The organism is Blautia sp. 210820-DFI.6.14 (assembly GCF_020558815.1).
Lineage (GTDB): Bacteria > Bacillota > Clostridia > Lachnospirales > Lachnospiraceae > Blautia_A > Blautia_A obeum.
This window is the reverse complement of record NZ_JAJCKS010000018.1, coordinates 1-22,085: the sequence shown is the minus strand read 5'-3', so window position 1 is coordinate 22,085 and position 22,085 is coordinate 1. Positions and strand designations below refer to the sequence as shown.

General features: G+C 41.6%; 37 protein-coding genes. 36 read left to right on the top strand and 1 reads right to left on the bottom strand.

Going from position 1 to position 22,085, the window contains the following annotated elements:
• Position 1 precedes the first annotated feature (1 nt).
• The 33 genes from rplD to LI112_RS12380 all read left to right on the top strand — a co-directional run bounded on the left by rplD (position 2) and on the right by LI112_RS12380 (position 20,056).
• Complete coding sequence (gene rplD / locus LI112_RS12540) at positions 2 to 622, top strand: 50S ribosomal protein L4 (protein WP_005424974.1); 621 nt, start codon at positions 2 to 4, stop codon at positions 620 to 622.
• Positions 622 to 921, top strand: coding sequence for a 50S ribosomal protein L23 (gene rplW / locus LI112_RS12535; RefSeq protein WP_005424975.1), 300 nt, complete (start codon positions 622 to 624; stop codon positions 919 to 921). Before rplD ends, rplW begins: the two co-directional genes overlap by 1 nt.
• Before the next feature lie 63 nt (positions 922 to 984).
• Positions 985 to 1,830, top strand: coding sequence for a 50S ribosomal protein L2 (gene rplB, locus LI112_RS12530; protein WP_044925688.1), 846 nt, complete (start codon positions 985 to 987; stop codon positions 1,828 to 1,830).
• Positions 1,831 to 1,845: 15 nt separating this feature from the next.
• Positions 1,846 to 2,127, top strand: a complete 282-nt coding sequence (rpsS, locus tag LI112_RS12525; protein WP_008707255.1) for a 30S ribosomal protein S19 — start codon at positions 1,846 to 1,848, stop codon at positions 2,125 to 2,127.
• A 96-nt stretch (positions 2,128 to 2,223) separates the two neighbouring features.
• Positions 2,224 to 2,613: a 50S ribosomal protein L22 gene (gene rplV, locus LI112_RS12520; RefSeq protein WP_005424978.1), complete on the top strand. Its 390-nt coding sequence runs from the start codon at positions 2,224 to 2,226 to the stop codon at positions 2,611 to 2,613.
• Between the two features lie 11 nt (positions 2,614 to 2,624).
• Positions 2,625 to 3,281, top strand: coding sequence for a 30S ribosomal protein S3 (gene rpsC / locus LI112_RS12515; RefSeq protein ID WP_005424980.1), 657 nt, complete (start codon positions 2,625 to 2,627; stop codon positions 3,279 to 3,281).
• Complete coding sequence (rplP, locus tag LI112_RS12510; protein WP_005424982.1) at positions 3,281 to 3,718, top strand: 50S ribosomal protein L16; 438 nt, start codon at positions 3,281 to 3,283, stop codon at positions 3,716 to 3,718. Before rpsC ends, rplP begins: the two co-directional genes overlap by 1 nt.
• Positions 3,708 to 3,917 carry a 50S ribosomal protein L29 gene (gene rpmC / locus LI112_RS12505; protein ID WP_022067328.1) on the top strand — a complete coding sequence of 70 codons (210 nt, stop codon included), beginning with the start codon at positions 3,708 to 3,710 and terminating at the stop codon, positions 3,915 to 3,917. The genes rplP and rpmC overlap by 11 nt, the downstream gene beginning before the upstream one ends.
• Positions 3,918 to 3,939: 22 nt before the next feature.
• Positions 3,940 to 4,194 carry a 30S ribosomal protein S17 gene (gene rpsQ / locus LI112_RS12500; protein WP_008707264.1) on the top strand — a complete coding sequence of 85 codons (255 nt, stop codon included), beginning with the start codon at positions 3,940 to 3,942 and terminating at the stop codon, positions 4,192 to 4,194.
• A 13-nt stretch (positions 4,195 to 4,207) separates the two neighbouring features.
• Entirely contained in the window at positions 4,208 to 4,576 is a 369-nt protein-coding gene (gene rplN, locus LI112_RS12495; protein ID WP_005424985.1) for a 50S ribosomal protein L14, read from the top strand.
• A gap of 11 nt (positions 4,577 to 4,587) precedes the next feature.
• On the top strand, positions 4,588 to 4,899 hold the full coding sequence (rplX, locus tag LI112_RS12490; protein WP_005424986.1) for a 50S ribosomal protein L24: 312 nt from the start codon (positions 4,588 to 4,590) through the stop codon (positions 4,897 to 4,899).
• A gap of 21 nt (positions 4,900 to 4,920) precedes the next feature.
• Complete coding sequence (gene rplE, locus LI112_RS12485) at positions 4,921 to 5,460, top strand: 50S ribosomal protein L5 (RefSeq protein WP_044925691.1); 540 nt, start codon at positions 4,921 to 4,923, stop codon at positions 5,458 to 5,460.
• 14 nt (positions 5,461 to 5,474) lie between these two features.
• Positions 5,475 to 5,660, top strand: coding sequence for a type Z 30S ribosomal protein S14 (locus tag LI112_RS12480; protein WP_005424988.1), 186 nt, complete (start codon positions 5,475 to 5,477; stop codon positions 5,658 to 5,660).
• A gap of 56 nt (positions 5,661 to 5,716) precedes the next feature.
• On the top strand, positions 5,717 to 6,118 hold the full coding sequence (gene rpsH / locus LI112_RS12475; RefSeq protein ID WP_005424990.1) for a 30S ribosomal protein S8: 402 nt from the start codon (positions 5,717 to 5,719) through the stop codon (positions 6,116 to 6,118).
• Between the two features lie 212 nt (positions 6,119 to 6,330).
• Positions 6,331 to 6,870: a 50S ribosomal protein L6 gene (gene rplF, locus LI112_RS12470; protein ID WP_005424992.1), complete on the top strand. Its 540-nt coding sequence runs from the start codon at positions 6,331 to 6,333 to the stop codon at positions 6,868 to 6,870.
• A gap of 17 nt (positions 6,871 to 6,887) precedes the next feature.
• Entirely contained in the window at positions 6,888 to 7,256 is a 369-nt protein-coding gene (gene rplR / locus LI112_RS12465) for a 50S ribosomal protein L18 (protein WP_005424994.1), read from the top strand.
• Positions 7,257 to 7,274: 18 nt separating this feature from the next.
• The gene (rpsE, locus tag LI112_RS12460) at positions 7,275 to 7,784 is read left to right on the top strand and encodes a 30S ribosomal protein S5 (RefSeq protein WP_005424995.1); all 510 of its coding nucleotides are present in this window, start codon (positions 7,275 to 7,277) and stop codon (positions 7,782 to 7,784) included.
• Positions 7,785 to 7,797: 13 nt separating this feature from the next.
• Complete coding sequence (gene rpmD / locus LI112_RS12455) at positions 7,798 to 7,980, top strand: 50S ribosomal protein L30 (protein ID WP_008707273.1); 183 nt, start codon at positions 7,798 to 7,800, stop codon at positions 7,978 to 7,980.
• 39 nt (positions 7,981 to 8,019) lie between these two features.
• Positions 8,020 to 8,460, top strand: a complete 441-nt coding sequence (rplO, locus tag LI112_RS12450) for a 50S ribosomal protein L15 (RefSeq protein ID WP_005424999.1) — start codon at positions 8,020 to 8,022, stop codon at positions 8,458 to 8,460.
• Positions 8,460 to 9,776 carry a preprotein translocase subunit SecY gene (gene secY, locus LI112_RS12445; protein ID WP_117627862.1) on the top strand — a complete coding sequence of 439 codons (1,317 nt, stop codon included), beginning with the start codon at positions 8,460 to 8,462 and terminating at the stop codon, positions 9,774 to 9,776. The genes rplO and secY overlap by 1 nt, the downstream gene beginning before the upstream one ends.
• A gap of 96 nt (positions 9,777 to 9,872) precedes the next feature.
• Positions 9,873 to 10,517, top strand: a complete 645-nt coding sequence (locus LI112_RS12440) for an adenylate kinase (RefSeq protein ID WP_022387994.1) — start codon at positions 9,873 to 9,875, stop codon at positions 10,515 to 10,517.
• Positions 10,518 to 10,519: 2 nt separating this feature from the next.
• Positions 10,520 to 11,275, top strand: a complete 756-nt coding sequence (gene map, locus LI112_RS12435) for a type I methionyl aminopeptidase (RefSeq protein ID WP_005428549.1) — start codon at positions 10,520 to 10,522, stop codon at positions 11,273 to 11,275.
• Between the two features lie 22 nt (positions 11,276 to 11,297).
• Positions 11,298 to 11,516 carry a translation initiation factor IF-1 gene (infA, locus tag LI112_RS12430; protein ID WP_005428560.1) on the top strand — a complete coding sequence of 73 codons (219 nt, stop codon included), beginning with the start codon at positions 11,298 to 11,300 and terminating at the stop codon, positions 11,514 to 11,516.
• A gap of 635 nt (positions 11,517 to 12,151) precedes the next feature.
• Positions 12,152 to 12,265: a 50S ribosomal protein L36 gene (gene rpmJ, locus LI112_RS12425; protein WP_003497809.1), complete on the top strand. Its 114-nt coding sequence runs from the start codon at positions 12,152 to 12,154 to the stop codon at positions 12,263 to 12,265.
• 300 nt (positions 12,266 to 12,565) lie between these two features.
• The gene (gene rpsM / locus LI112_RS12420) at positions 12,566 to 12,934 is read left to right on the top strand and encodes a 30S ribosomal protein S13 (RefSeq protein WP_022387993.1); all 369 of its coding nucleotides are present in this window, start codon (positions 12,566 to 12,568) and stop codon (positions 12,932 to 12,934) included.
• 50 nt (positions 12,935 to 12,984) lie between these two features.
• A complete protein-coding gene (gene rpsK, locus LI112_RS12415) occupies positions 12,985 to 13,380 on the top strand; it encodes a 30S ribosomal protein S11 (RefSeq protein ID WP_005428565.1) in 396 nt (131 codons plus the stop codon).
• 19 nt (positions 13,381 to 13,399) lie between these two features.
• Complete coding sequence (gene rpsD, locus LI112_RS12410; protein ID WP_005428567.1) at positions 13,400 to 13,993, top strand: 30S ribosomal protein S4; 594 nt, start codon at positions 13,400 to 13,402, stop codon at positions 13,991 to 13,993.
• Between the two features lie 56 nt (positions 13,994 to 14,049).
• A complete protein-coding gene (locus tag LI112_RS12405; protein WP_044926370.1) occupies positions 14,050 to 15,009 on the top strand; it encodes a DNA-directed RNA polymerase subunit alpha in 960 nt (319 codons plus the stop codon).
• A gap of 94 nt (positions 15,010 to 15,103) precedes the next feature.
• Positions 15,104 to 15,640 (top strand): bL17 family ribosomal protein, encoded by a 537-nt coding sequence (locus LI112_RS12400; RefSeq protein ID WP_044926372.1) that lies wholly within the window; start codon positions 15,104 to 15,106, stop codon positions 15,638 to 15,640.
• A 172-nt stretch (positions 15,641 to 15,812) separates the two neighbouring features.
• Positions 15,813 to 17,150 (top strand): MurT ligase domain-containing protein, encoded by a 1,338-nt coding sequence (locus LI112_RS12395; protein ID WP_022388238.1) that lies wholly within the window; start codon positions 15,813 to 15,815, stop codon positions 17,148 to 17,150.
• Positions 17,147 to 17,875, top strand: coding sequence for a type 1 glutamine amidotransferase (locus LI112_RS12390; protein WP_005428574.1), 729 nt, complete (start codon positions 17,147 to 17,149; stop codon positions 17,873 to 17,875). Before LI112_RS12395 ends, LI112_RS12390 begins: the two co-directional genes overlap by 4 nt.
• Before the next feature lie 71 nt (positions 17,876 to 17,946).
• Entirely contained in the window at positions 17,947 to 18,570 is a 624-nt protein-coding gene (locus tag LI112_RS12385; protein ID WP_117627863.1) for a hypothetical protein, read from the top strand.
• 13 nt (positions 18,571 to 18,583) lie between these two features.
• Entirely contained in the window at positions 18,584 to 20,056 is a 1,473-nt protein-coding gene (locus tag LI112_RS12380; protein WP_005428585.1) for a sugar-binding protein, read from the top strand.
• A 68-nt stretch (positions 20,057 to 20,124) separates the two neighbouring features.
• On the opposite strand, the gene LI112_RS12375 is transcribed toward LI112_RS12380, so the two are convergent.
• Positions 20,125 to 20,697, bottom strand: coding sequence for a xanthine phosphoribosyltransferase (locus LI112_RS12375; RefSeq protein WP_005428586.1), 573 nt, complete (start codon positions 20,695 to 20,697; stop codon positions 20,125 to 20,127).
• 227 nt (positions 20,698 to 20,924) lie between these two features.
• On the opposite strand from LI112_RS12375, the gene yedF reads away from it, so the two are divergent.
• The 3 genes from yedF to LI112_RS12360 form a co-directional block, all read left to right on the top strand.
• Positions 20,925 to 21,548, top strand: coding sequence for a sulfurtransferase-like selenium metabolism protein YedF (yedF, locus tag LI112_RS12370; protein WP_117593069.1), 624 nt, complete (start codon positions 20,925 to 20,927; stop codon positions 21,546 to 21,548).
• Positions 21,549 to 21,568: 20 nt separating this feature from the next.
• Positions 21,569 to 21,781 carry a DUF3343 domain-containing protein gene (locus LI112_RS12365; RefSeq protein ID WP_237976551.1) on the top strand — a complete coding sequence of 71 codons (213 nt, stop codon included), beginning with the start codon at positions 21,569 to 21,571 and terminating at the stop codon, positions 21,779 to 21,781.
• 40 nt (positions 21,782 to 21,821) lie between these two features.
• Positions 21,822 to 22,085: hypothetical protein (locus tag LI112_RS12360; RefSeq protein WP_227190830.1), on the top strand; the 264-nt coding region annotated here is incomplete at its 3' end.

Genomic DNA, 22,085 nt, shown 5'->3' with positions numbered 1-22,085 from the left:
AATGGCAAACGTAACAGTTTATAATATGGAAGGCAATGAAGTTGGAACAATGGAACTGAACGATGCAGTGTTCGGAGTAGAAATCAACGAGCATCTGGTTCATCTTGCTGTTGTTCGTCAGCTTGCAAATAATCGCCAGGGTACTCAGAAAGCAAAAACACGTTCTGAGGTAAGCGGCGGCGGAAGAAAACCGTGGAGACAGAAAGGAACAGGTCATGCAAGACAGGGTTCCATCCGTGCACCACAGTGGACTGGCGGCGGTGTAGTATTCGCTCCGGTACCGAGAGATTATGAAGTAAAAATGAACAAAAAAGAAAGAAGAGCAGCTCTGAAATCCGCTCTGACTTCTAAGGTTCAGGAAAATAAACTGGTTGTTGTTGACAGCCTTGCACTTGCAGAAGCAAAGACAAAAGAAATGCAGAAGGTTCTCACAAACCTGAAAGCAGACAAAGCTCTTGTTGTAACTGCTGATGATGATCAGAAAGTAGTTCTTTCTGCAAGAAACATTGCAGATGTACAGACTGCAACTGTAAACACTATCAACGTATATGATGTTATGAAACACAATACAGTAGTGGTTACAAAAGACGCAGTTGCATCCATTGAGGAGGTATACGCATAATGGCAGATATTAAATATTATGATGTAATTCTCAAGCCTGTAATCACAGAGAAATCCATGAACGCCATGGGTGAGAAAAAATATACATTCCTGGTTCATCCGGAAGCAAACAAGTCTCAGATCAAAGAGGCTGTTGAGAAAATGTTCGAAGGAACAAAAGTAAAGAGCGTAAACACCATGAACATGGATGGAAAGAAAAAACGTCGCGGTGTTACAGTTGGTAAAACAGCTAAAACTAAAAAAGCGATCGTAGCTCTTACAGAAGAAAGCAAAGATATCGAGATCTTCGAAGGATTATAATCCACGCTTTCTGAAGATATATGCTGGAAAGCATGATAACTAATATTCGAAAGGAGAAACATCATGGGAATCAAAACCTATAACCCATATACACCTTCCAGAAGACATATGACTGGATCTGATTTCTCTGAGATCACAACAAGTACCCCTGAGAAATCCTTAGTCGTATCTCTGAAGAAAAATGCTGGACGTAACAACCAGGGTAAAATCACTGTTAGACACCGCGGAGGCGGAAGCAGAAGAAAATACAGAATCATCGACTTCAAGAGAAGAAAAGATGGAATTCATGCTACTGTTAAGACAATCGAATACGATCCAAACAGAACAGCAAACATCGCTCTGATCAGCTATGAAGATGGTGAAAAAGCATACATCCTTGCTCCAGAAGGACTGAAAGTCGGACAGAAAGTCATGAACGGTCCGGAAGCAGAAATCCGTGTAGGAAACTGTCTGCCACTGGAACTTATCCCGGTTGGTACTATGGTACACAACATTGAGCTTCACCCAGGAAAGGGCGGACAGATGGTTCGTTCTGCTGGTAACGGTGCTCAGCTGATGGCTAAAGAAGGAAAATACGCAACATTAAGATTACCGTCTGGAGAAATGAGAATGGTTCCGCTTGTATGCCGCGCATCTATCGGTGTTGTTGGTAACGGCGATCACAACCTTGTTAACATTGGTAAAGCTGGACGTAAACGTCACATGGGAATCAGACCTACAGTTCGTGGTTCCGTAATGAACCCGAATGACCATCCGCATGGTGGTGGTGAAGGAAAGACCGGAATCGGTCGCCCAGGCCCGTGTACACCATGGGGCAAACCTGCTCTTGGTCTGAAGACCAGAAAGAAAAACAAACAGTCCAACAAGCTCATCGTAAGAAGACGCGATGGAAAAGCTTTATCAAAATAATAAGGAGGGTACAGAATGTCTCGTTCATTGAAAAAAGGACCTTTCGCAGACGCAAGCCTGCTTAAAAAGGTTGACGCTCTGAATGCTGCAAATGATAAATCTGTGATCAAAACATGGTCACGTCGTTCCACTATCTTCCCGTCCTTCGTAGGACATACAATCGCAGTACATGACGGAAGAAAACATGTGCCGGTATATGTAACAGAAGATATGGTAGGACATAAACTTGGTGAGTTCGTTGCAACAAGAACTTACAGAGGACACGGAAAAGACGAAAAGAAATCCGGCGTTCGCTAGTATTAAACTTAAAATAAATAATCTGCCTGTTGTCCCATAAGGGGCAGCAAGGCGGTGTTACCAGATATCGAAAAATTGGAAAGGAGGCACTTTAAAATGGCAAAGGGACATAGAAGCCAGATTAAGAGAGCCAGAAATGAGAGTAATAGAGAGACAAGACCGTCTGCAAAATTATCTTATGCAAGAATTTCTGTTCAGAAAGCCTGCTATGTATTAGATGCAATCCGTGGTAAAGACGTGCAGACAGCACTTGGTATCCTCACATATAATCCGAGATACGCTTCAAGCGTTCTGAAGAAACTGCTTGAGTCAGCAATCGCAAACGCAGAAAACAATAACGGAATGAGCGCAGATAACCTCTACGTTGCAGCGTGCTATGCAAACAAAGGACCTACAATGAAACGTATTCAGCCAAGAGCACAGGGTAGAGCTTACAGAATCGAGAAGAGAACAAGCCATATCACCATCGTGCTGGATGAAAGATAAGGAGGAAAAGCATGGGACAGAAAGTTAACCCACATGGCCTTAGAGTCGGTGTTATCAAGGATTGGGATTCCAGATGGTATGCAGAAGCAGATTTTGCAGATTACCTGGTTGAAGATTATAATATCAGAACATTTTTAAAGAAAAAACTTTACAGCGCAGGTGTTTCTAAAATCGAGATCGAAAGAGCATCTGACAGAGTTAAGATCATCATCTACACTGCTAAACCGGGTATCGTAATCGGTAAGGGCGGTTCTGAGATCGAAAAAGTTAAAGCTGAATTACAGAAATATACAGATAAGAAACTGATCGTAGATATCAAAGAAGTAAAGAGACCGGACAGAGATGCTCAGCTTGTTGCTGAAAACATTGCACTGCAGCTTGAGAACCGTATCTCCTTCAGACGTGCTATGAAATCTACAATGCAGAGAACAATGAAAGCTGGAGCAAAAGGAATCAAAACATCCGTATCTGGACGTCTTGGTGGAGCTGATATGGCTCGTACAGAGTTCTACAGCGAAGGAACTATTCCGCTTCAGACACTTCGTGCAGACATTGATTACGGATTTGCAGAAGCAGACACAACTTACGGAAAAGTTGGTGTAAAAGCTTGGGTATACAACGGTGAAGTACTTCCTACTAAAGGAAATAAGGAAGGGAGCGATAAATAATGTTAATGCCAAAAAGAGTAAAACGTCGTAAACAGTTCCGTGGCACCATGAAAGGTAAAGCCCTCAGAGGTAACAAAATCAATTATGGTGAATTCGGTCTTGTTGCTACCGAACCTTGCTGGATCAGATCTAATCAGATCGAAGCAGCCCGTGTTGCCATGACTCGTTATATCAAACGTGGTGGCCAGGTTTGGATTAAGATTTTCCCGGATAAACCAGTAACAGCGAAACCAGCAGAAACACGTATGGGTTCCGGAAAAGGTTCCCTTGAGTACTGGGTAGCAGTTGTTAAGCCAGGACGTGTAATGTTCGAAATCGCAGGCGTTTCTGAAGAAATCGCTCGTGAAGCATTACGTCTTGCGATGCACAAGTTACCATGTAAATGTAAAATCGTTTCTCGTGCAGACTTAGAAGGCGGTGATAACAGTGAAAATTAATAAATTCGTAGAAGATTTAAAGGCAAAATCAGCTGCAGAATTAAATGAAGAATTAGTAGCTGCTAAAAAAGAACTTTTCAATCTGAGATTTCAGAATGCAACCAATCAGTTAGACAATACAAGCAGAATCAAAGAGGTTCGCAAAAATATTGCCAGAATCCAGACAGTAATCACTGAGCAGGCAAACGCTGCGAAATAGTGATATATAGGAGGAAATAATCGTGGAAAGAAATCTGAGAAAGACCCGTGTGGGTAAGGTTGTCAGCAATAAGATGGACAAGACCATTGTTGTTGCTATCGAAGACCATGTAAAACATCCTCTTTACAAAAAAATCGTAAAGAGAACATATAAACTTAAAGCTCATGATGAAAACAATGAGTGCAATATCGGTGATACCGTTAAAGTTATGGAAACCAGACCGCTGTCCAAGGACAAAAGATGGAGACTGGTTGAAATTGTAGAGAAAGTGAAATAAGGAGGAAACCAGTATGATTCAGCAGGAAACAAGACTGAAAGTTGCCGACAACACTGGTGCAAAAGAAATCCTTTGTATTCGTGTTATGGGTGGCTCTACAAGAAGATATGCTAACATCGGTGATACTATCGTTGCTACTGTTAAAGATGCAACACCAGGCGGTGTTGTTAAAAAAGGCGATGTAGTAAAAGCTGTTGTAGTTCGTACAAAAAAAGGCGCTCGTCGTAAAGATGGATCTTACATCCGTTTCGATGAAAATGCAGCCGTAATCATTAAAGACGATTTAACTCCGAAAGGAACACGTATCTTTGGACCAGTTGCCAGAGAACTTCGTGAGAAAAAATTCATGAAGATCGTTTCCTTAGCTCCGGAAGTATTATAGGAGGGTGCCTAATGTCAGCTATGAAAATTAAAAAAGGCGATACTGTTAAAGTAATCGCTGGAAAAGATAAAGGCAAAGAAGGAAAAGTTCTTGCCGTTAACGTAAAAGACAACACCGTAATCGTTGAAGGTATCAACATGGTTACAAAGCACAACAAACCATCAGCTGCAAACCAGGCTGGCGGAATCACAACAAAAGAAGCTGCTCTTCATATTTCCAACGTAATGCTCGTTGTTGACGGAAAAGCTACAAGAGTTGGATTCCAGATGGATGGAGACAAAAAAGTACGTGTTGCAAAAGCAACAGGTAAAGTTATCGATTAATTAAGAGAGGAGGCATGACAGGTGAGTAGATTAAAAGAACTTTACAAAAATGAGATCATGGATGCCATGACCAAAAAATTTGGATATAAAAACGTTATGGAAGTGCCAAAACTCGATAAGATCGTTATCAATATGGGTGTTGGTGAAGCTAAAGAAAACGCTAAGCTTCTTGATGCAGCAATCGCTGATATGGAACTGATCACAGGCCAGAAAGCAATCGCAACAAAAGCTAAAAAATCTGTAGCTAACTTCAAAATCAGAGAGGGTATGCCAATCGGTTGTAAGGTTACCTTAAGAGGCGAGAAGATGTATGAGTTCGCTGATCGTCTGATCAACCTTGCTCTTCCTCGTGTACGTGACTTCCGTGGTGTTAATCCAAACGCTTTCGATGGCAGAGGAAACTACGCACTGGGAATTAAAGAACAGCTGATCTTCCCAGAAGTTGAGTATGATAAGGTAGACAAAGTAAGAGGTATGGATATCATCTTCGTTACAACTGCTAAGACAGACGAAGAGGCTCGTGAGCTGTTAACTCAGTTCAATATGCCTTTTGCTAAATAAGGAGGAGAATTCGAATGGCTAAAACAGCAATGAAAATCAAACAGCAGCGCAAACAGAAATTCTCCACAAGAGAATACAGCCGCTGCAGAATCTGTGGACGTCCACATGCATACCTGAGAAAATACGGTATCTGCCGTATCTGCTTCCGTGAACTGGCTTACAAAGGTCAGATCCCGGGTGTTAAAAAAGCTTCTTGGTAATTTGATTTAGAAAATATATCGACATGTAAAGTCTGAAAAATTAGGAGGAAACTAACATGACAATGAGTGATCCAATCGCAGATATGCTTACAAGAATCCGTAACGCTAACACTGCAAAACATGATACAGTAGATGTTCCGGCATCCAAAATGAAAATCGCAATCGCAAACATCCTTGTAGATGAAGGATACATTGCAAAATACGATCTGATCGAAGATGGTGTATTCAAAACCATCCACATCACACTGAAATATGGTGAAACAAAGAACGACAAGATCATCACAGGACTTAAGAGAATCTCCAAACCAGGTCTTCGTATCTACGCTGGTAAAGATGAACTCCCGAGAGTACTTGGCGGACTTGGAATCGCAATTCTTTCCACAAACAAAGGTGTAATCACTGACAAAGAAGCTCGTAAACTTCAGGTTGGTGGAGAAGTTCTTGCATTCGTTTGGTAAGGTAAAAAATCTGCAAGCAGATTTTTATAGATGAAGGAAACACCATCGTCACTAAATTCGACAGCCGGCGCAATGCATCGACTTTCTCATTAAGTGTCGAGGTGTACTTTCACACTAAACTTGTACAGCACTTGTACTTGTTAAGTGGTTAATGCACTGAAAACAGAGAAGGAAGTACCTTCTCCGACAATTTAAGTAAGGAGGACAATATTATGTCACGAATCGGAAGACTTCCGGTAGCTATCCCGGCAGGCGTTGAAGTAAGCGTAGCTGCAGGTAACGTAGTAACCGTTAAAGGTCCTAAAGGAACACTCGAAAGAGCACTTCCAACCGAAATGGAAATCAAAGTAGAAGATGGTCATGTAGTAGTTACAAGACCAAATGATCTTAAGAAAATGAAAGCATTACACGGTCTGACAAGAAGCCTGATCCACAATATGGTAATCGGTGTAAGCGAAGGCTACACAAAAGAGCTTGAAGTTAACGGTGTAGGTTATAGAGCACAGAAACAGGGCAAGAAACTTGTTCTTTCTCTGGGATATTCTCACCCGGTAGAGATGGAAGATCCAGAAGGTCTGGAATCCAAAGTTGATGGAAACAAGATCATCGTTTCCGGTATCAGCAAAGAAAAAGTTGGCCAGTATGCAGCTGAAATCAGAGATAAGAGAAGACCGGAGCCATATAAGGGCAAAGGTATCAAGTATGCTGATGAAGTTATCAGACGTAAAGTCGGTAAGACTGGTAAGAAATAAATAAGGAGAGTGAGAATATGATTAATAAAGCATCCAGAGCGGAAATTCGCGAGAAAAAACATAGAAGAATCCGTCATCATCTCAATGGAACAGCTACTACTCCAAGACTGGCAGTATATCGTTCCAACAAGCATATGTATGCACAGATCATTGATGACACTGTAGGAAAAACTTTAGTATCTGCTTCTACTCTTCAGAAAGATGTAAAAGCTGAACTGGAAAATACTGATGATGTAAAAGCTGCAGCATACCTTGGAACTGTAATCGGAAAGAAAGCAGTTGAAGCAGGTATCGAAAGCGTTGTCTTCGACAGAGGAGGCTATATCTATCACGGTAAAGTAAAGGCACTGGCAGACGCAGCAAGAGAAGCTGGGCTGAAATTCTAAAAGGGAGGAAAAAGACACATGAAAAATAATCTTATTGATGCTAGTCAGTTAGAATTAGAAGATAAAGTAGTGTCAATCAAACGTGTTACCAAGGTTGTTAAAGGTGGCCGTAACTTCCGTTTCACAGCTTTGGTTGTTGTAGGTGACGGCAACGGACATGTTGGTGCAGGTTTAGGAAAGGCAGCTGAAATTCCGGAAGCTATCCGCAAAGGAAAAGAAGATGCCATGAAAAAACTGGTTACAGTTGCAAGAGATGAGAACAATTCCATCACTCATGACTATGTAGGTAAATTCGGAAGTGCTGAAATGCTTCTGAAACGTGCTCCGGAAGGTACTGGAGTTATCGCTGGTGGTCCAGCCCGTGCAGTCATCGAGCTTGCAGGAATCAAAAATATCCGTACAAAATGTATGGGATCCAGAAATAAACAGAACGTAGTTCTGGCTACTATCGAAGGATTAAGCAAACTGAAAACTCCGGAAGAAGTTGCAAAACTTCGCGGAAAATCTGTAGAAGAGATTCTGGCATAAGGAGGACAAAATAATGGCAAACACATTAAAAGTTACACTTGTTAAGTCTCCAATCGGTGCAGTTCCGAAACACAAAAAAACTGTAGCAGCTATGGGACTTACAAAAATGCACAAAACAGTTGAAATGCCTGACAATGCAGCTACAAGAGGAATGATCCAGCAGGTTCAGCATCTTGTAAAAGTAGAAGAAGCATAATAATTTCCAGAGATTGAATAATAAAAGGAGGTGCCAAAGATGGAATTATCAAACTTAAGACCAGCAGAAGGTTCTAAACATAGTGATAACTTCAGAAGAGGCCGTGGACATGGATCCGGAAACGGTAAAACAGCCGGAAAAGGACACAAAGGACAGTTAGCTCGTTCCGGACATAAGAAACCGGGATTTGAAGGTGGACAGATGCCTTTATACAGACGTCTTCCGAAGAGAGGTTTCAAGAATAGAAATTCTAAAGAAATCATCGCAATCAATGTAGACGTTCTTAATCGTTTCGAAGATGGTACAGATGTTACCGTTGAAACTTTACTGGAGAGCCGCGCAATTTCCAAAGCCGGAGACGGTGTTAAAATTCTTGGAAACGGTGAGCTGACCAAAAAACTTAATGTAAAAGTAAATGCTGTCAGCGAAACCGCAAAAGCAAAAATCGAAGCTGCAGGTGGTACAGTAGAGGTGATCTAATGTTTGAGACTCTTAAAAGTGCTTTTAGAGTGAAAGAGATGAGACGTAAGCTTCTCTACCTGTTAGCGATGATCTTTGTCATCCGTATAGGTTCGCAGCTTCCCATCCCGGGTGTGGATGGCAGCGTATTCAAACAGTGGTTCAAGAGCAATACCGGTGATGCATTCAATTTCTTTGATGCATTCACCGGTGGTTCCTTTGAAAGCATGTCTGTTTTTGCGTTGAACATCACACCATACATTACATCTTCCATTATTATCCAACTTTTGACAATTGCAATTCCTGCTCTGGAGGAAATGCACAGAGATGGTGAAGAGGGAAGAAAGAAAATGACTGCGATTACCCGTTATGTCACAGTTGGTCTGGCTCTTTTTGAGTCTATTGCCATGACAATCGGATTCAGCCGTGGAAATATCGTAAAAGATATGAATTTCTTAAAGGCAGTTGTAGTAATCGCTAGCCTTACAGCCGGTTCTGCTATGCTGATGTGGATCGGTGAACGTATCACAGAAAAGGGTGTTGGAAATGGTATTTCTATCGTTCTTGCGGTTAATATCGTATCCAGAATTCCAAGTGATATGACAACTCTTTATGAGAACTTTATTAAGGGAAAAACAATTGCAAAAGGAATGCTTGCAGGAGTGATTATTTTTGCAATTATTATGGTTGTAGTTGTATTTGTCCTTATTCTTAATGGAGCAGAGAGAAGGATTCCTGTTCAGTACTCCAAAAAGATGGTTGGCAGAAAGATGATGGGCGGCCAGGCCACCAACATCCCATTGAAAGTTAACACCGCAGGTGTTATCCCGATCATCTTTGCTTCCTCAATCATGTCATTCCCGGGTGTTATCGCGCAGTTTGCCGGTAAGACAAACGGAACAGGCATCGGAAGCGAGATTCTGAGAGGTCTTTCTTCAAGTAACTGGTGTAATCCATCCCAGCTACAGTATAGCTGGGGACTGCTTGTATACATTGTACTTTGTGTATTCTTTGCATATTTCTACACTTCTATCACATTTAATCCGTTGGAAGTCGCAGATAATATCAAAAAGCAGGGTGGTTTTATCCCAGGTATTCGTCCTGGAAAACCAACATCAGACTATTTGACTAAAATGCTTAATTATATTATATTTATAGGTGCGGTAGGCCTGATTATTGTGGCAGTAATTCCGTTCTTCTTCAATGGTGTATTTGGAGCACATGTTTCATTTGGTGGAACATCTATCATCATCGTCGTTGGTGTTGTTCTTGAAACATTGAAGCAGATCGAGTCTCAGTTGCTTGTCCGCAATTACAAAGGCTTTCTGAACAGCTAAAACGAAGGCTGTGGTGTGAAAGCATCACAGTCTTTTTTGCTTTATGGAAATTTCTATAAAGCTTATGCTTCATAAAGAAAAAGGAGGGTATTTATTATGCGTATTATTATGTTAGGTGCACCGGGAGCTGGAAAGGGAACACAGGCAAAGAAAATTGCTGAAAAATATGGAATTCCGCACATTTCCACTGGGGATATTTTCCGTGCAAACATTAAAAATGGTACTGAATTGGGGAAAAAAGCAAAGACATATATGGATCAGGGACTTTTAGTACCAGATGAATTAACCTGTGATCTTGTAGTAGACAGAATTCAGCAGGATGATGCAAAGAACGGATACGTACTGGATGGTTTCCCGAGAACGATTCCTCAGGCAGAATGCCTGACAGCCGCTCTTGAAAAACTGGGAAGCAAAATTGACTACGCAATTGATGTAGATGTACCGGATGACAATATTGTGAACCGCATGTCAGGAAGAAGAGCATGCCTGAAATGTGGAGCAACTTATCATATTGTATATGCTGCACCGAAGGTAGAAGATGTTTGCGATACCTGTGGCGAAAATCTTGTACTCCGTGATGACGATAAACCAGAAACCGTTTCCAAACGTCTGAAGGTTTATCATGAACAGACACAGCCGCTGATTGACTATTACACAAAACAGGGTGTTTTGAAGACGGTAGACGGAACAGCTGCACTGGATAAAGTTTTCCAGGCAATCGTCGAAATCTTGGGAGAATAAAGATGTCAGTTTCTATTAAGTCAGAACATGAAATTGAGCTTATGAGACATGCCGGTCATTTACTGGAACAGGTTCATGATGAATTGGCTTCTCACATTAAGCCGGGAATCAGCACAAAAGAACTGGATCGAATTGGTGAGGATATGATCCGCTCTATGGGCTGCATTCCGAACTTTAAAAATTATCAGGGCTTTCCAGCATCATTTTGCATCAGTCTGAATGATGAAGTCGTACATGGAATCCCGTCCAGACAGAAGATCATCCAGGAAGGCGATCTTGTAAAGATTGACGCCGGACTGATCTATAAAGGATATCATTCAGATGCAGCGCGTACTTATGCAGTCGGTGAGGTATCTCCGGAAGCAAAACAGCTGATGGAAGTTACAAAGCAGAGCTTTTTTGAAGGAATCAAATTTGCAAAAGCCGGAAATCATCTGAACGATGTTTCCAAGGCAATTGGTGCATATGCTGCAAAATTCAACTACGGAATCGTACGTGACCTGGTAGGACACGGAATCGGAACTCATCTTCATGAAGATCCGCAGATCCCGAATTTCCCACAGAAACGTAGAGGCATCAAGCTGATGCCGGGTATGACACTTGCAATCGAACCGATGATCAATCTTGGACGCGCAGATGTAGCGTGGGAAGATGATGAGTGGACGGTTGTAACGATGGACGGTTCACTTTCTGCACATTATGAAAACACCATTCTGATCACGGATGGAGAACCGGAAATTCTGACTCTTACAAAATGACAGATGACACAGGAGGTTTATAATGTCTAAAGCAGATGTAATCGAAGTGGAAGGTACTGTATTAGAGAAGCTGCCTAATGCGATGTTCAAAGTAGAACTGGAAAACAAGCATGTAGTGCTGGCACATATCAGCGGAAAGCTGCGTATGAACTTTATCCGTATTCTTCCTGGAGATAAGGTAACAATAGAACTTTCTCCATATGATCTTTCTAAGGGACGTATTATCTGGAGAGATAAATAAAACCTTGAGGGGGACAGGCTCACAGTTGCGAAGGCCGCATGTCCCCCTCAAACTCCCCCTCTTGGCCACGCCGGCTTACAGGGGGAGTTTTTCATTTATGAAGATTACAAAACTCCAGCTTGCAGAAATATAAAAGCTATCGACTAAATCCTGTATTCTACGTTACCAAAGTAGGCAGGCTAAGCCGATTAATTTATATTTCTTATATACGGGTGTAGCCGAAGGCGGTCTGCGACCAACTACTGTCAGCGACCACCCACCCGTTGCTATGTATTCAAATGCTACAGTCAGGAGATAGAAGGATGGTACTTCCAGACGGTAAACGTAGATTTCGTCATATGATTTGTGCTAGCTGATGCCACCGAACGCACTGTTTGAGGCGAAGCCGAGTTTGCGTGAATGGCATCAAACAAGCGCACGAATCATATAGAAATCGAAGTGTGTCAGGAAGTACCATCCTTCTCATCTCCGTAACGTACCATTTCTACATTCTACTCCAACAAAAAAATTAACAAAAATTTAAAATTAGGGCTTGCATAATCCAATCGATAGTGTTAATATATCATATGTACGCGCAAAGACTGTGTGTATGAACTGCAGATTCAAGCCTATATTACGGAAAAGGAGGATTTCCAGTGAAAGTAAGATCATCTGTAAAGCCGATCTGCGAAAAATGCAAGATCATCAAAAGAAAAGGATCTATCAGAGTAATCTGTGAAAATCCAAAACACAAACAGCGTCAGGGTTAATTGACAAGTTTGTGAAACGTGCGGCTGCAGTTTGATACACCCGGAAGGGTTGTTCGAACTGTTTTAATATCTTATTAAAGAAGCATGTATTGCCTAATACCGAGAGGCAACAGCGTCCGTGAGGACACAATTTCGGAAAGGTCGCTTTACGCCAAAAGCGGCTGGGTGTTTTACCGAGGCACCCCAATTAGGAAACTAGAAAATCAGGAAGCTTGTGAAGATATACCCCATTTCACCTTGCAAGACAGCAAGTGGTATAATTCAGAAGACTATCCAAAAAGAAAATGGAGGAAACAGTACATGGCTCGTATAGCTGGTGTAGACTTACCAAGAGACAAACGTATCGAAATCGGCCTTACCTATATCTATGGTATCGGCAGAACAAGCGCTGACAAAATTCTTGCTCAGGCAGGTGTAAATCCTGACATTCGTGTCAGAGACCTGACAGATGATGATGTTAAGAAAATCAGTGCTGTAATTGATGAAACAATGACAGTTGAAGGTGATCTTCGTCGTGAAATCGCTCTGAATATCAAGAGACTGCAGGAAATCGGATGCTACAGAGGTATCCGTCATCGTAAAGGACTTCCGGTTCGTGGCCAGAAGACCAAAACAAACGCTAGAACACGCAAAGGTCCTAAGAGAACCGTTGCAAATAAGAAAAAATAATAAGTAACAGATAATTGATTATAAAAAGGAAAGTGTAGGTTAGTTTTAAAATGGCAAAGACAACCAGAAAAGCGACAACAAAACGTCGTGTTAAGAAAAACGTTGAACACGGACAGGCACATATCCAGTCTTCTTTTAACAACACAATTGTTACTCTGACAGACAGCGAAGGAAACGCTCTTTCATGGGCAAGTGCTGGTGGTCTGGGATTTAGAGGTTCAAGAAAATCTACCCCTTATGCAGCACAGATGGCAGCTGAGACTGCAACAAAAGCTGCTTTAATTCATGGTTTAAAAACTGTTGATGTTATGGTTAAAGGACCAGGATCAGGACGTGAAGCTGCAATCCGTGCACTTCAGGCATGTGGTCTTGAAGTAACAAGTATCCGTGACGTAACACCGGTTCCGCACAACGGATGCCGTCCACCAAAACGCAGAAGAGTCTAATTTTAGGAGGTAGCTTGAAATGGCAGTAAATAGAGTTCCTGTTCTGAAAAGATGCAGATCCCTCGGCCTGGATCCGATTTATTTAGGAATTGATAAAAAATCTACAAGACAGTTAAAACGTGCAAACAGAAAAGTGTCTGAGTACGGTTTACAGTTAAGAGAAAAACAGAAAGCAAAATTCATCTACGGAGTTCTGGAAAAACCTTTCCACAACTACTACAACAAAGCTGACAGAATGCCAGGACAGACTGGTGAAAACCTTATGGTTCTTCTGGAAAGCAGACTTGACAACGTAGTATTCCGTATGGGACTTGCTAGAACCAGACGTGAAGCTCGTCAGATCGTTGACCACAAGCATGTACTTGTAAACGGAAAATGTGTAAACATTCCGTCTTACCTTGTAAAAGCTGGTGACACAATCGAAATCAAAGAAAAATGCAAAGGTTCTGAAAGATACAAAGGAATTCTGGAAGTAACAGGTGGAAGACTTGTTCCGGAATGGCTTGATGTAAATCAGGAAGCTTTAAGCGGAACTGTAAAAGAACTTCCAAGAAGAGAAGCTATTGATGTTCCGGTTAACGAAATGCTTATCGTCGAGTTGTACTCTAAATAATGCATTTTAAATTAAATACCCTCAAATGTTGACAAACCCAGAAGGAGGGACTTATAGTGTTTGATTTTAATAAACCAAAAATCGAAATTACGGAAATTTCCGAAGATAAAAAATTTGGCAGATTTGTAGTAGAACCTCTGGAAAGAGGATATGGAACTACACTTGGTAATTCTCTCAGAAGAATTATGCTGTCATCCCTCCCGGGAGCAGCAGTCAGCCAGGTTAAGATTGATGGAGTCCTTCATGAATTCAGCTCTATTCCGGGCGTGAAAGAGGACGTTTCAGAAATCATCATGAATCTGAAAAGCCTTGCTATCAAGAATAACAGTGCCGACAATGAACCAAAGACCGCATACATTGAGTGTGAGGGCAAAGGTGTCGTAACTGCTGCTGATATTCAGGCAGATCAGGATATCGAAATCATGAATCCAGATCAGGTCATTGCTACTCTGAACGGTGGCAAAGACTGCAGACTGGCTATGGAGCTTACAATCACACGTGGACGTGGATATGTAAGTGCTGACAAGGGAAAAACAGACGATATGCCGATCGGTGTACTCGCTGTAGATGCAATCTATACTCCGGTTGACCGAGTAAACATGATTGTTCAGAACACCCGTGTTGGACAGATCACTGATTACGATAAACTTACATTGGATGTATATACCAATGGTACACTGGATCCGGATGAGGCTGTCAGCCTTGCTGCTAAGGTACTGAGCGAACATCTCAGCCTTTTCATTGATCTTTCTGAGAATGCTAAGACTGCAGAAGTCATGATCGAGAAAGAAGACAATGAAAAAGAAAAAGTTCTTGAAATGAGCATTGATGAGCTTGAACTTTCTGTTCGTTCTTACAACTGCCTGAAGAGAGCCGGTATCAATACAGTAGAAGAACTTTGCAACAAAACTTCTGATGACATGATGAAGGTTCGTAACCTTGGTCGTAAGTCCTTAGAAGAAGTACTTGCTAAACTGAAAGAACTGGGATTACAGCTTCAGCCGACTGAAGAGTAATTTCATTCAGCAAATATGAGCGGGGATGCCTAAGCATTTATACAGTAAGACCGAACAAGCATGTATGGATGTCCCGCAGATGGAGGAAAATAAAATGGCAAAATATAGAAAATTAAGCAGAACTTCTGATCAGAGAAAAGCTCTGTTAAGAAACCAGGTGACAAATCTTCTGTACCACGGAAAAATCGTTACCACTGAAGCAAAAGCAAAAGAAATTCGCAAGATCGCCGAAAGCCTTATCGCTATGGCAGTACGTGAAAAAGACAATTTTGAGACAGTTACAGTAACTGCAAAAGTTGCACGTAAAGATGCTGATGGTAAGAGAGTAAAAGAAGTTGTAGACGGTAAGAAAGTTACTGTATACGATGAAGTTCAGAAAGAAATCACTAAAGATGCTCCGTCCAGACTGCACGCTCGTCGTCAGATGGCAAAAGTTTTCTATTCTGTTAAAGAAGTACCTGCAAAAGGTGCTGGCAGAAAGAAAAATACCAAAGACATCGATATGACTAAGAAGATGTTCGAGGAAATCGCACCTAAATACGCTGGACGTAACGGTGGTTACACAAGAATCGTTAAGATTGGACCGCGTAAAGGTGACGCTGCAATGGAAGTACTCATTGAGTTAGTATAATCTTTATGATGATCAAGGGATGTCTCTTCGGAGGCATCTCTTTTTTTATTCCCGTTAATTTATTCCATAAGGTTGATAAATTTCGCATTTTAGCGTAAAATCATTTACAAACACTATTTATAGAAAAAGGAATTGCTGTGGCGGAAGATACAGCAACAAAAGGATACAAACTATGAACATACGAAGAATAGCAGCAATCTGGGCAGCAAAAGCTGCCGGTGCCGGCTGTAAGCTACTGGGACGTCAGGGTGTTACCTGGGCAGGAAAGATTGCATTAAAAATATATCCACCGATTTTGCAGGAGCTTGCTGCAGAAGTACGGAAAGACATTTTTGTAGTCTGTGGAACCAATGGTAAGACAACTACCAATAATATGCTCTGTGCAGCTCTGGAGGAAGAAGGGAACAAAGTTATCTGCAATCACACCGGATCCAATATGCTGAACGGTGTTGTGGCTGCGTTTGCACTTAGTGCCGGAATGAATGGACATATTGATGCGGATTATGCCTGTATTGAAGTAGATGAGGCATCTACCAGACATATTTTTACAAAGATCAAACCGAATTATATGGTTATGACGAATCTTTTTCGAGATCAGCTGGACCGTTACGGTGAGATTGATATTACCATGAATATCCTTGAAGAAATGATCCGCAAAGTTCCGGACATGAAACTGATCGTAAATGGTGATGATGCACTGTCGGCATATCTTGCCAAGGACAGTGGCAATGCATGTATTTATTACGGAATCAGTCGTCCGGTCATGAAAAATGAAACAAACGAAATCCGGGAAGGACGTTTCTGTAAATGCTGCGGGGAAAGACTTCAGTACAGCTTTTATCATTACAGTCAGCTTGGTGATTACAGGTGTCCGAAATGCGGATTCAAGCGTCCAACACCTGACTTTGATGCAGAGGATGTAAAAGTAGGAGATCAGCTTTCTTTTTCTGTTGAGAACAGACGTATTGTAGCGAATTATAAGGGATTTTATAATGTATATAATATTCTGGCGGCTTATGCAGGAATCCGGACAGCCGGACTTAAGGCTGAACATTTTAGTGATATGCTGAAAAAATTTAATCCGGAGAATGGAAGAATGGAGCAGTTCCGCATCAAAGGAACCAGTGTGATCCTGAATCTTGCCAAGAACCCGGCTGGATTTAACCAGAATATTTCCGCAGTCATGCAGGATCGTAGTCCAAAAGATGTGATCATCGCGATCAATGATAATGCACAGGATGGAATCGATATATCCTGGCTTTGGGATGTCGATTTTGACCGTTTCAGCGATGAAAGTGTACGTTCTATTACCGTCAGTGGTATCCGTTGTCAGGATATGCGTCTGCGAATGAAATATGTGGATATCCCGTCTGTGCTGGAAGCTGATGTAGAAAAGGCAATCCGTGACCGTGTAGAAGATGGAACCGGAAACCTTTATGTACTGGTCAACTACACCGCATTGTTCAGTACCAGAAATATTCTGAAGAAACTGGAGGGAGAACACAAATGAAACTTACAATAGGTCATTTATATCCGGATCTTCTGAATCTGTATGGCGACAGAGGAAATATCCAATGTTTAATGAAACGTTGTCAATGGCGTGGTATTGAGGCGGAAACTATTGCCTATGAAATCGATGATACAATCGATTTTTCCAAGCTGGATATCGTACTTCTCGGAGGCGGATCTGACCGGGAACAAATGTTGGTCTGTGAAAAACTGAAGACTATTCAGAAAGACTTTAAGGCATATGTTGAGGATAATGGTGTCGTGATCGCAATCTGCGGTGGATACCAGCTTTTGGGAAAATATTACAAGACCGAGCAGGGAATGATCACAGGACTTGACCTGGTTGATATGTATACGGAACAGGAAGAAGGACGTCTTATCAGTAATATTGTACTGCAAAGTGATCTTTTTGATATGCCGGTCGTAGGATTTGAGAATCATGGCGGCAGGACCTGTATCAATAACAACAAACCATTGGGTAAGGTACTTTATGGTTCAGGAAATGATGGCAAATCCGGATATGAGGGTGTTGTTTACAAGAATGTGATCGGAACTTATCTTCATGGTCCCCTCCTTCCGAAGAACCCGCAGCTTGCCGACTGGCTCATTGAGCATGCACTTAAGAAAAAATATGGCGAAGAGACCGTGCTGACACCATTGGATGACAGTCAGGAAAAGGAAGCCAATGATTATATCGTGCATCGCTTTGTGCACGAAAATAAATAAAAGTAAAGCAGGTACCTGAAGTAACAAAAGCATAAATAACTGATCAGGAAACAGAGAATGAGGGAATGAATATGGCAAAATCACGTAATCAGAAAGGGAAGATCCTGGTGATTGAACATCTTCTCCAGGGAACAGGAGAAAGCCGGATAGTGACGATGCAGGAAATCCTTGATAAACTTCTGGAATATGGAATCACTGCAGAGAGAAAGAGTATCTATGATGATATAGAAGCTCTTCGAGAATTTGGACTGGATGTTCAGTACAAAAGAGGCAGACCAGGTGGATATTATCTGGCCGGGGGACAGGAAATTGCTGCGGCACCGGAGTCAGTTCACACAAAAGAGGAAGCAGGGATTTCAAAAAATGCAGAGACAGAAAAAAAATCAGAACCAGTGATCATTTACAAAGAGAATACACTTGATAAAGAAGAAATTCAGAACACAGAGAAGGCAATGAAACTGCAGTGTGATGCTTCCAGAGAAAAAGAGATCCGGGAGTACTTTGGCAGTTATGGAGAGTACAAATTAAAAGAATCCGGCTATTTACATGTAACGGTGCCGCATATTGCAGGACCAAAATTTTACGGATGGCTGGCAATGATGGGAAAAGATGTTCATATTCTGAAACCAAAGAAAACGGCAGCATCTTACCGTGATTATCTGAAAACTCTTGCAAAAGAGTATAAGGGTGTATAGAAAGGAAAACAGCATGAAAAAAAAAGCAGTATGTATGTTACTGGGAGTGCTTCTGACGGGAACATTGCTTACCGGATGTGGTAAAAACAAGGCAACAGAGGCTGCCAGCGAAAGCGCACAGACCGAAAAGGAAGGAACCGGAGAGAGAACAGCTGATTCTGCAGAGGATGACCAGAAGAAGACTGATGAAACAGCGGATACGAAAACAGATAAAAAAGCAGAGAAGGGTACAGACGCTGAGGAAACAGGAGAGGATGCTTCTGAAACAGAAGAAAACAGAGAAAAGATTGCAGTACTTCTTCCAGATGAACAGAACTGGACGAGAGATGCAAAAGAACTGGAAGTACAGTTTGAAGAAGACGGATATGATCCGATTCTTCTTTATGCAGATAATGACAGCTCCAAACAGGTGTCTCAGATCCAGCAGATGGCAGCCGAAGAGGTATCTGCCATGGTGATCGCCCCGGTAGATCCTTATGGTCTGGCAGATGTACTTGCAGATGTAAAGGATGCAGAGATAGAGATACCGGTGATTTCCTATGATGATCTGATCATGAATACGGATGGAATAAAATATTATGTTACATTTGGCGGTCGTCAGGTGGGCCAGATGATAGCAAAACAGATTATAGACAGTGAGGAACTTGACAAAGTACAGGAGGCGAAAGAATCAAAAACAATAGAATTCTTTATGGGATCTCTGGATGATACACAGGCATTGTTCCTCTATAATGGAGTAATGGAAACATTGCAACCGTATATCGATGATGGAACACTGATATGTAAATCCGGCAAAACCTCTTTCGATGATACAGGAATTCTTCGTTGGAGTTCTGAGATCGCCAAAACGAGAATGACAGATATTCTTACAGAATATTATCCAGATGGTGCAGTTCCGGATATTATCTGCACCGGATTTGATGATGCTGCGATGGGAACGGAAGAAGCTCTGGAAGAAGCTGGATTTGTTCCGGGAACCGAAAACTGGCCGTTGATCAGTGGTGCCGGATGCAATGAGGAAGGTGTTCGCAGAATTGCAGAGGGAAAACAGACGTTCAGCATTTTTATGGATCGAAGAGAGCTTGCCGATCAGTGTGAAGAGATGGTAAACATTTATCTGCATGGGGAAGATGATCCGGAAGTCAATGATTATGAACAGTATGATAATGGAATTAAGATCATAGCCAGCTATCTTTGTGAGCCACAGCTGATCGATGGTGAGAATTATGAAATCCTGATTGATAATGGATACTATACAGAAGATGAAGTGAAACCGTTGGCAACGCCGACACCGACAGAAGAACCGGTAACGCCGACACCCACAGATGCAGCAGGACCAACAGAGACAGTAACACCGTCTCCGACAGAAACTGCAGAATCAACAGAGACTGTGACACCAACCCCGGAGCAGAAAGATGAAAAAAAGGCAACACCAACTCCGAAACCAAAGGTGACATTAAAAAAATCTGAAAAAAGCAAAAACTGAAATCATAACCAGTAAAATTACATAAAAAAAACTCCGAAGCAAAATTCGGAGTTTTTTATGTCTGGGGATTATTCACGGAAAGTCAAAGAATCATCAGTCATGGAATCCACAATTGCAAGAGATTCCAGTCTTACACCCATATCACGGATCTTCTGACCACCATTCTGAAAGCCTTTTTCGATAACGATTCCGGCACCTTCAAGGGTTGCACCGGATTTTTTGACGATATCGATCAGACCGAGCAGTGCACATCCGTTTGCAAGGAAATCATCAATCAGAAGTACATGATCTTCCGGTCCAAGGAATTTCTTGGATAAGATAACATCATAGACTTTTTTGTGAGTGAAGGATTCAACCTTTGAACAGTACATTTCTCCATCAAGGTTCAGGCTCTGCGCTTTTTTTGCAAAAACGACAGGAACATCAAAATACTGTGCGGCAATGCAGGCAATTCCAATGCCGGAAGCTTCAATTGTGAGAATTTTTGTAATCGGGCAATCGGCAAAACGTCTCTTAAATTCTTTGCCAATTTCATTGATGAGAGTAATATCCATCTGATGATTTAAAAAACTGTCAACCTTTAAAATATTACCCGGTTTTACGATTCCATCTTTCAGTATACGCTCCTTTAAAAGCTGCATGATTTCTCTCCTTTGATCTGTAAACGTTTTTTCTAAAATTATATCTATGATACTCTATTCTTCGAAGAAGTTCAATTCTTTTCGACAAAAATTTATGTAAAGTTACAAAAATATTGGAGGCGAAAATGTCCTTTATACTGGACAATTTTGGTCGGACATTGCAAAAGAGAAAAGAGTCTGCTACAATGATATTAATTTCAGAAAATTATAAAACAGGAGGAAGTAAGATGAGCGGACAGCGATATACGGTCAATGCTATGGGAGAGCAGTGCCCGATTCCTGTAGTAAAGACAAAAAAAGTTTTGGACAGCATTCAGGGAGATGCCGAGATCGAAGTATTGGTCGATAATGAAACAGCGGTACAGAATCTCACCAGAATGGGTAAAAATACAGGTGCAGAAGTGTTCTCCGAGAAAAAAAGTGACAAAGAATTTCATGTGTTCATTCGTGTGAAGGACCGTCAGCCGGTGACAGACACAAAGGCCGAAGAAGTATCCTGCATTCCGGATGTGAAAGGAGATTTCGTGGTCGCAGTGGATACAGCGACAATGGGAAGAGGAAATGATGAACTGGGCAAAGTTCTGATGAAAGGATTCCTTTTTGCAGTGACACAGCTGGATGAACTTCCAAAGACCATGCTTTTTTATAATGGAGGCGCAACACTGACGACAGAAGGTTCTGATTCACTGGAGGATCTGAAGAGTCTGGAAGCACAGGGAGTGACGATCAAGACCTGTGGAACCTGCCTTAATTACTATGGCCTGACAGAGAAACTCTGCGTGGGAGAAGTTACCAATATGTATGATATTGTAGAGACAATGGCAAAAGCTTCCAAAGTTATAAAACCATGATTCAGAAGATACCAAGGTATTTGCTGACATTTCACAGCACAAGCGGGGCAATAGCTGTAGAGAGATTTTGCAAAAAACATAAGATTCCGGGAAGACTGATCCCTGTGCCGAGAGAAATTTCTGCAAGCTGTGGCTTATCCTGGGCGGTAGAGGCAGAGCAGGAGAAATGTCTGACTCAGGTTGAACTTGAATTTGAAGATGAGATCGAAGGCAAATGGCTGCTGGATATTTAGATCAGCAACAATGGATAACCGTGATGCGTTTGGAGAGAGTATGAAAGAGTATGAAGTAATTTGGGAGATTTTTAACAAATGTCCCAGAAACCAGATGAGGGATGTATTTGTAGAAGAAGTGGAAATTGAGGATCCTGAGGAATATATAAAAAAGAAATTCCAGGGAAAAGAGGTTTCTTATGACAAAACAGTTCTTAACGATGGAACGATCATCTTTGACATTGTTACGTCGCAGATAAAACAGAGATGTGTAGGTTTGTCAAACATATGTTACACCCCGATCAATAAATTCCCTCAGAACAGT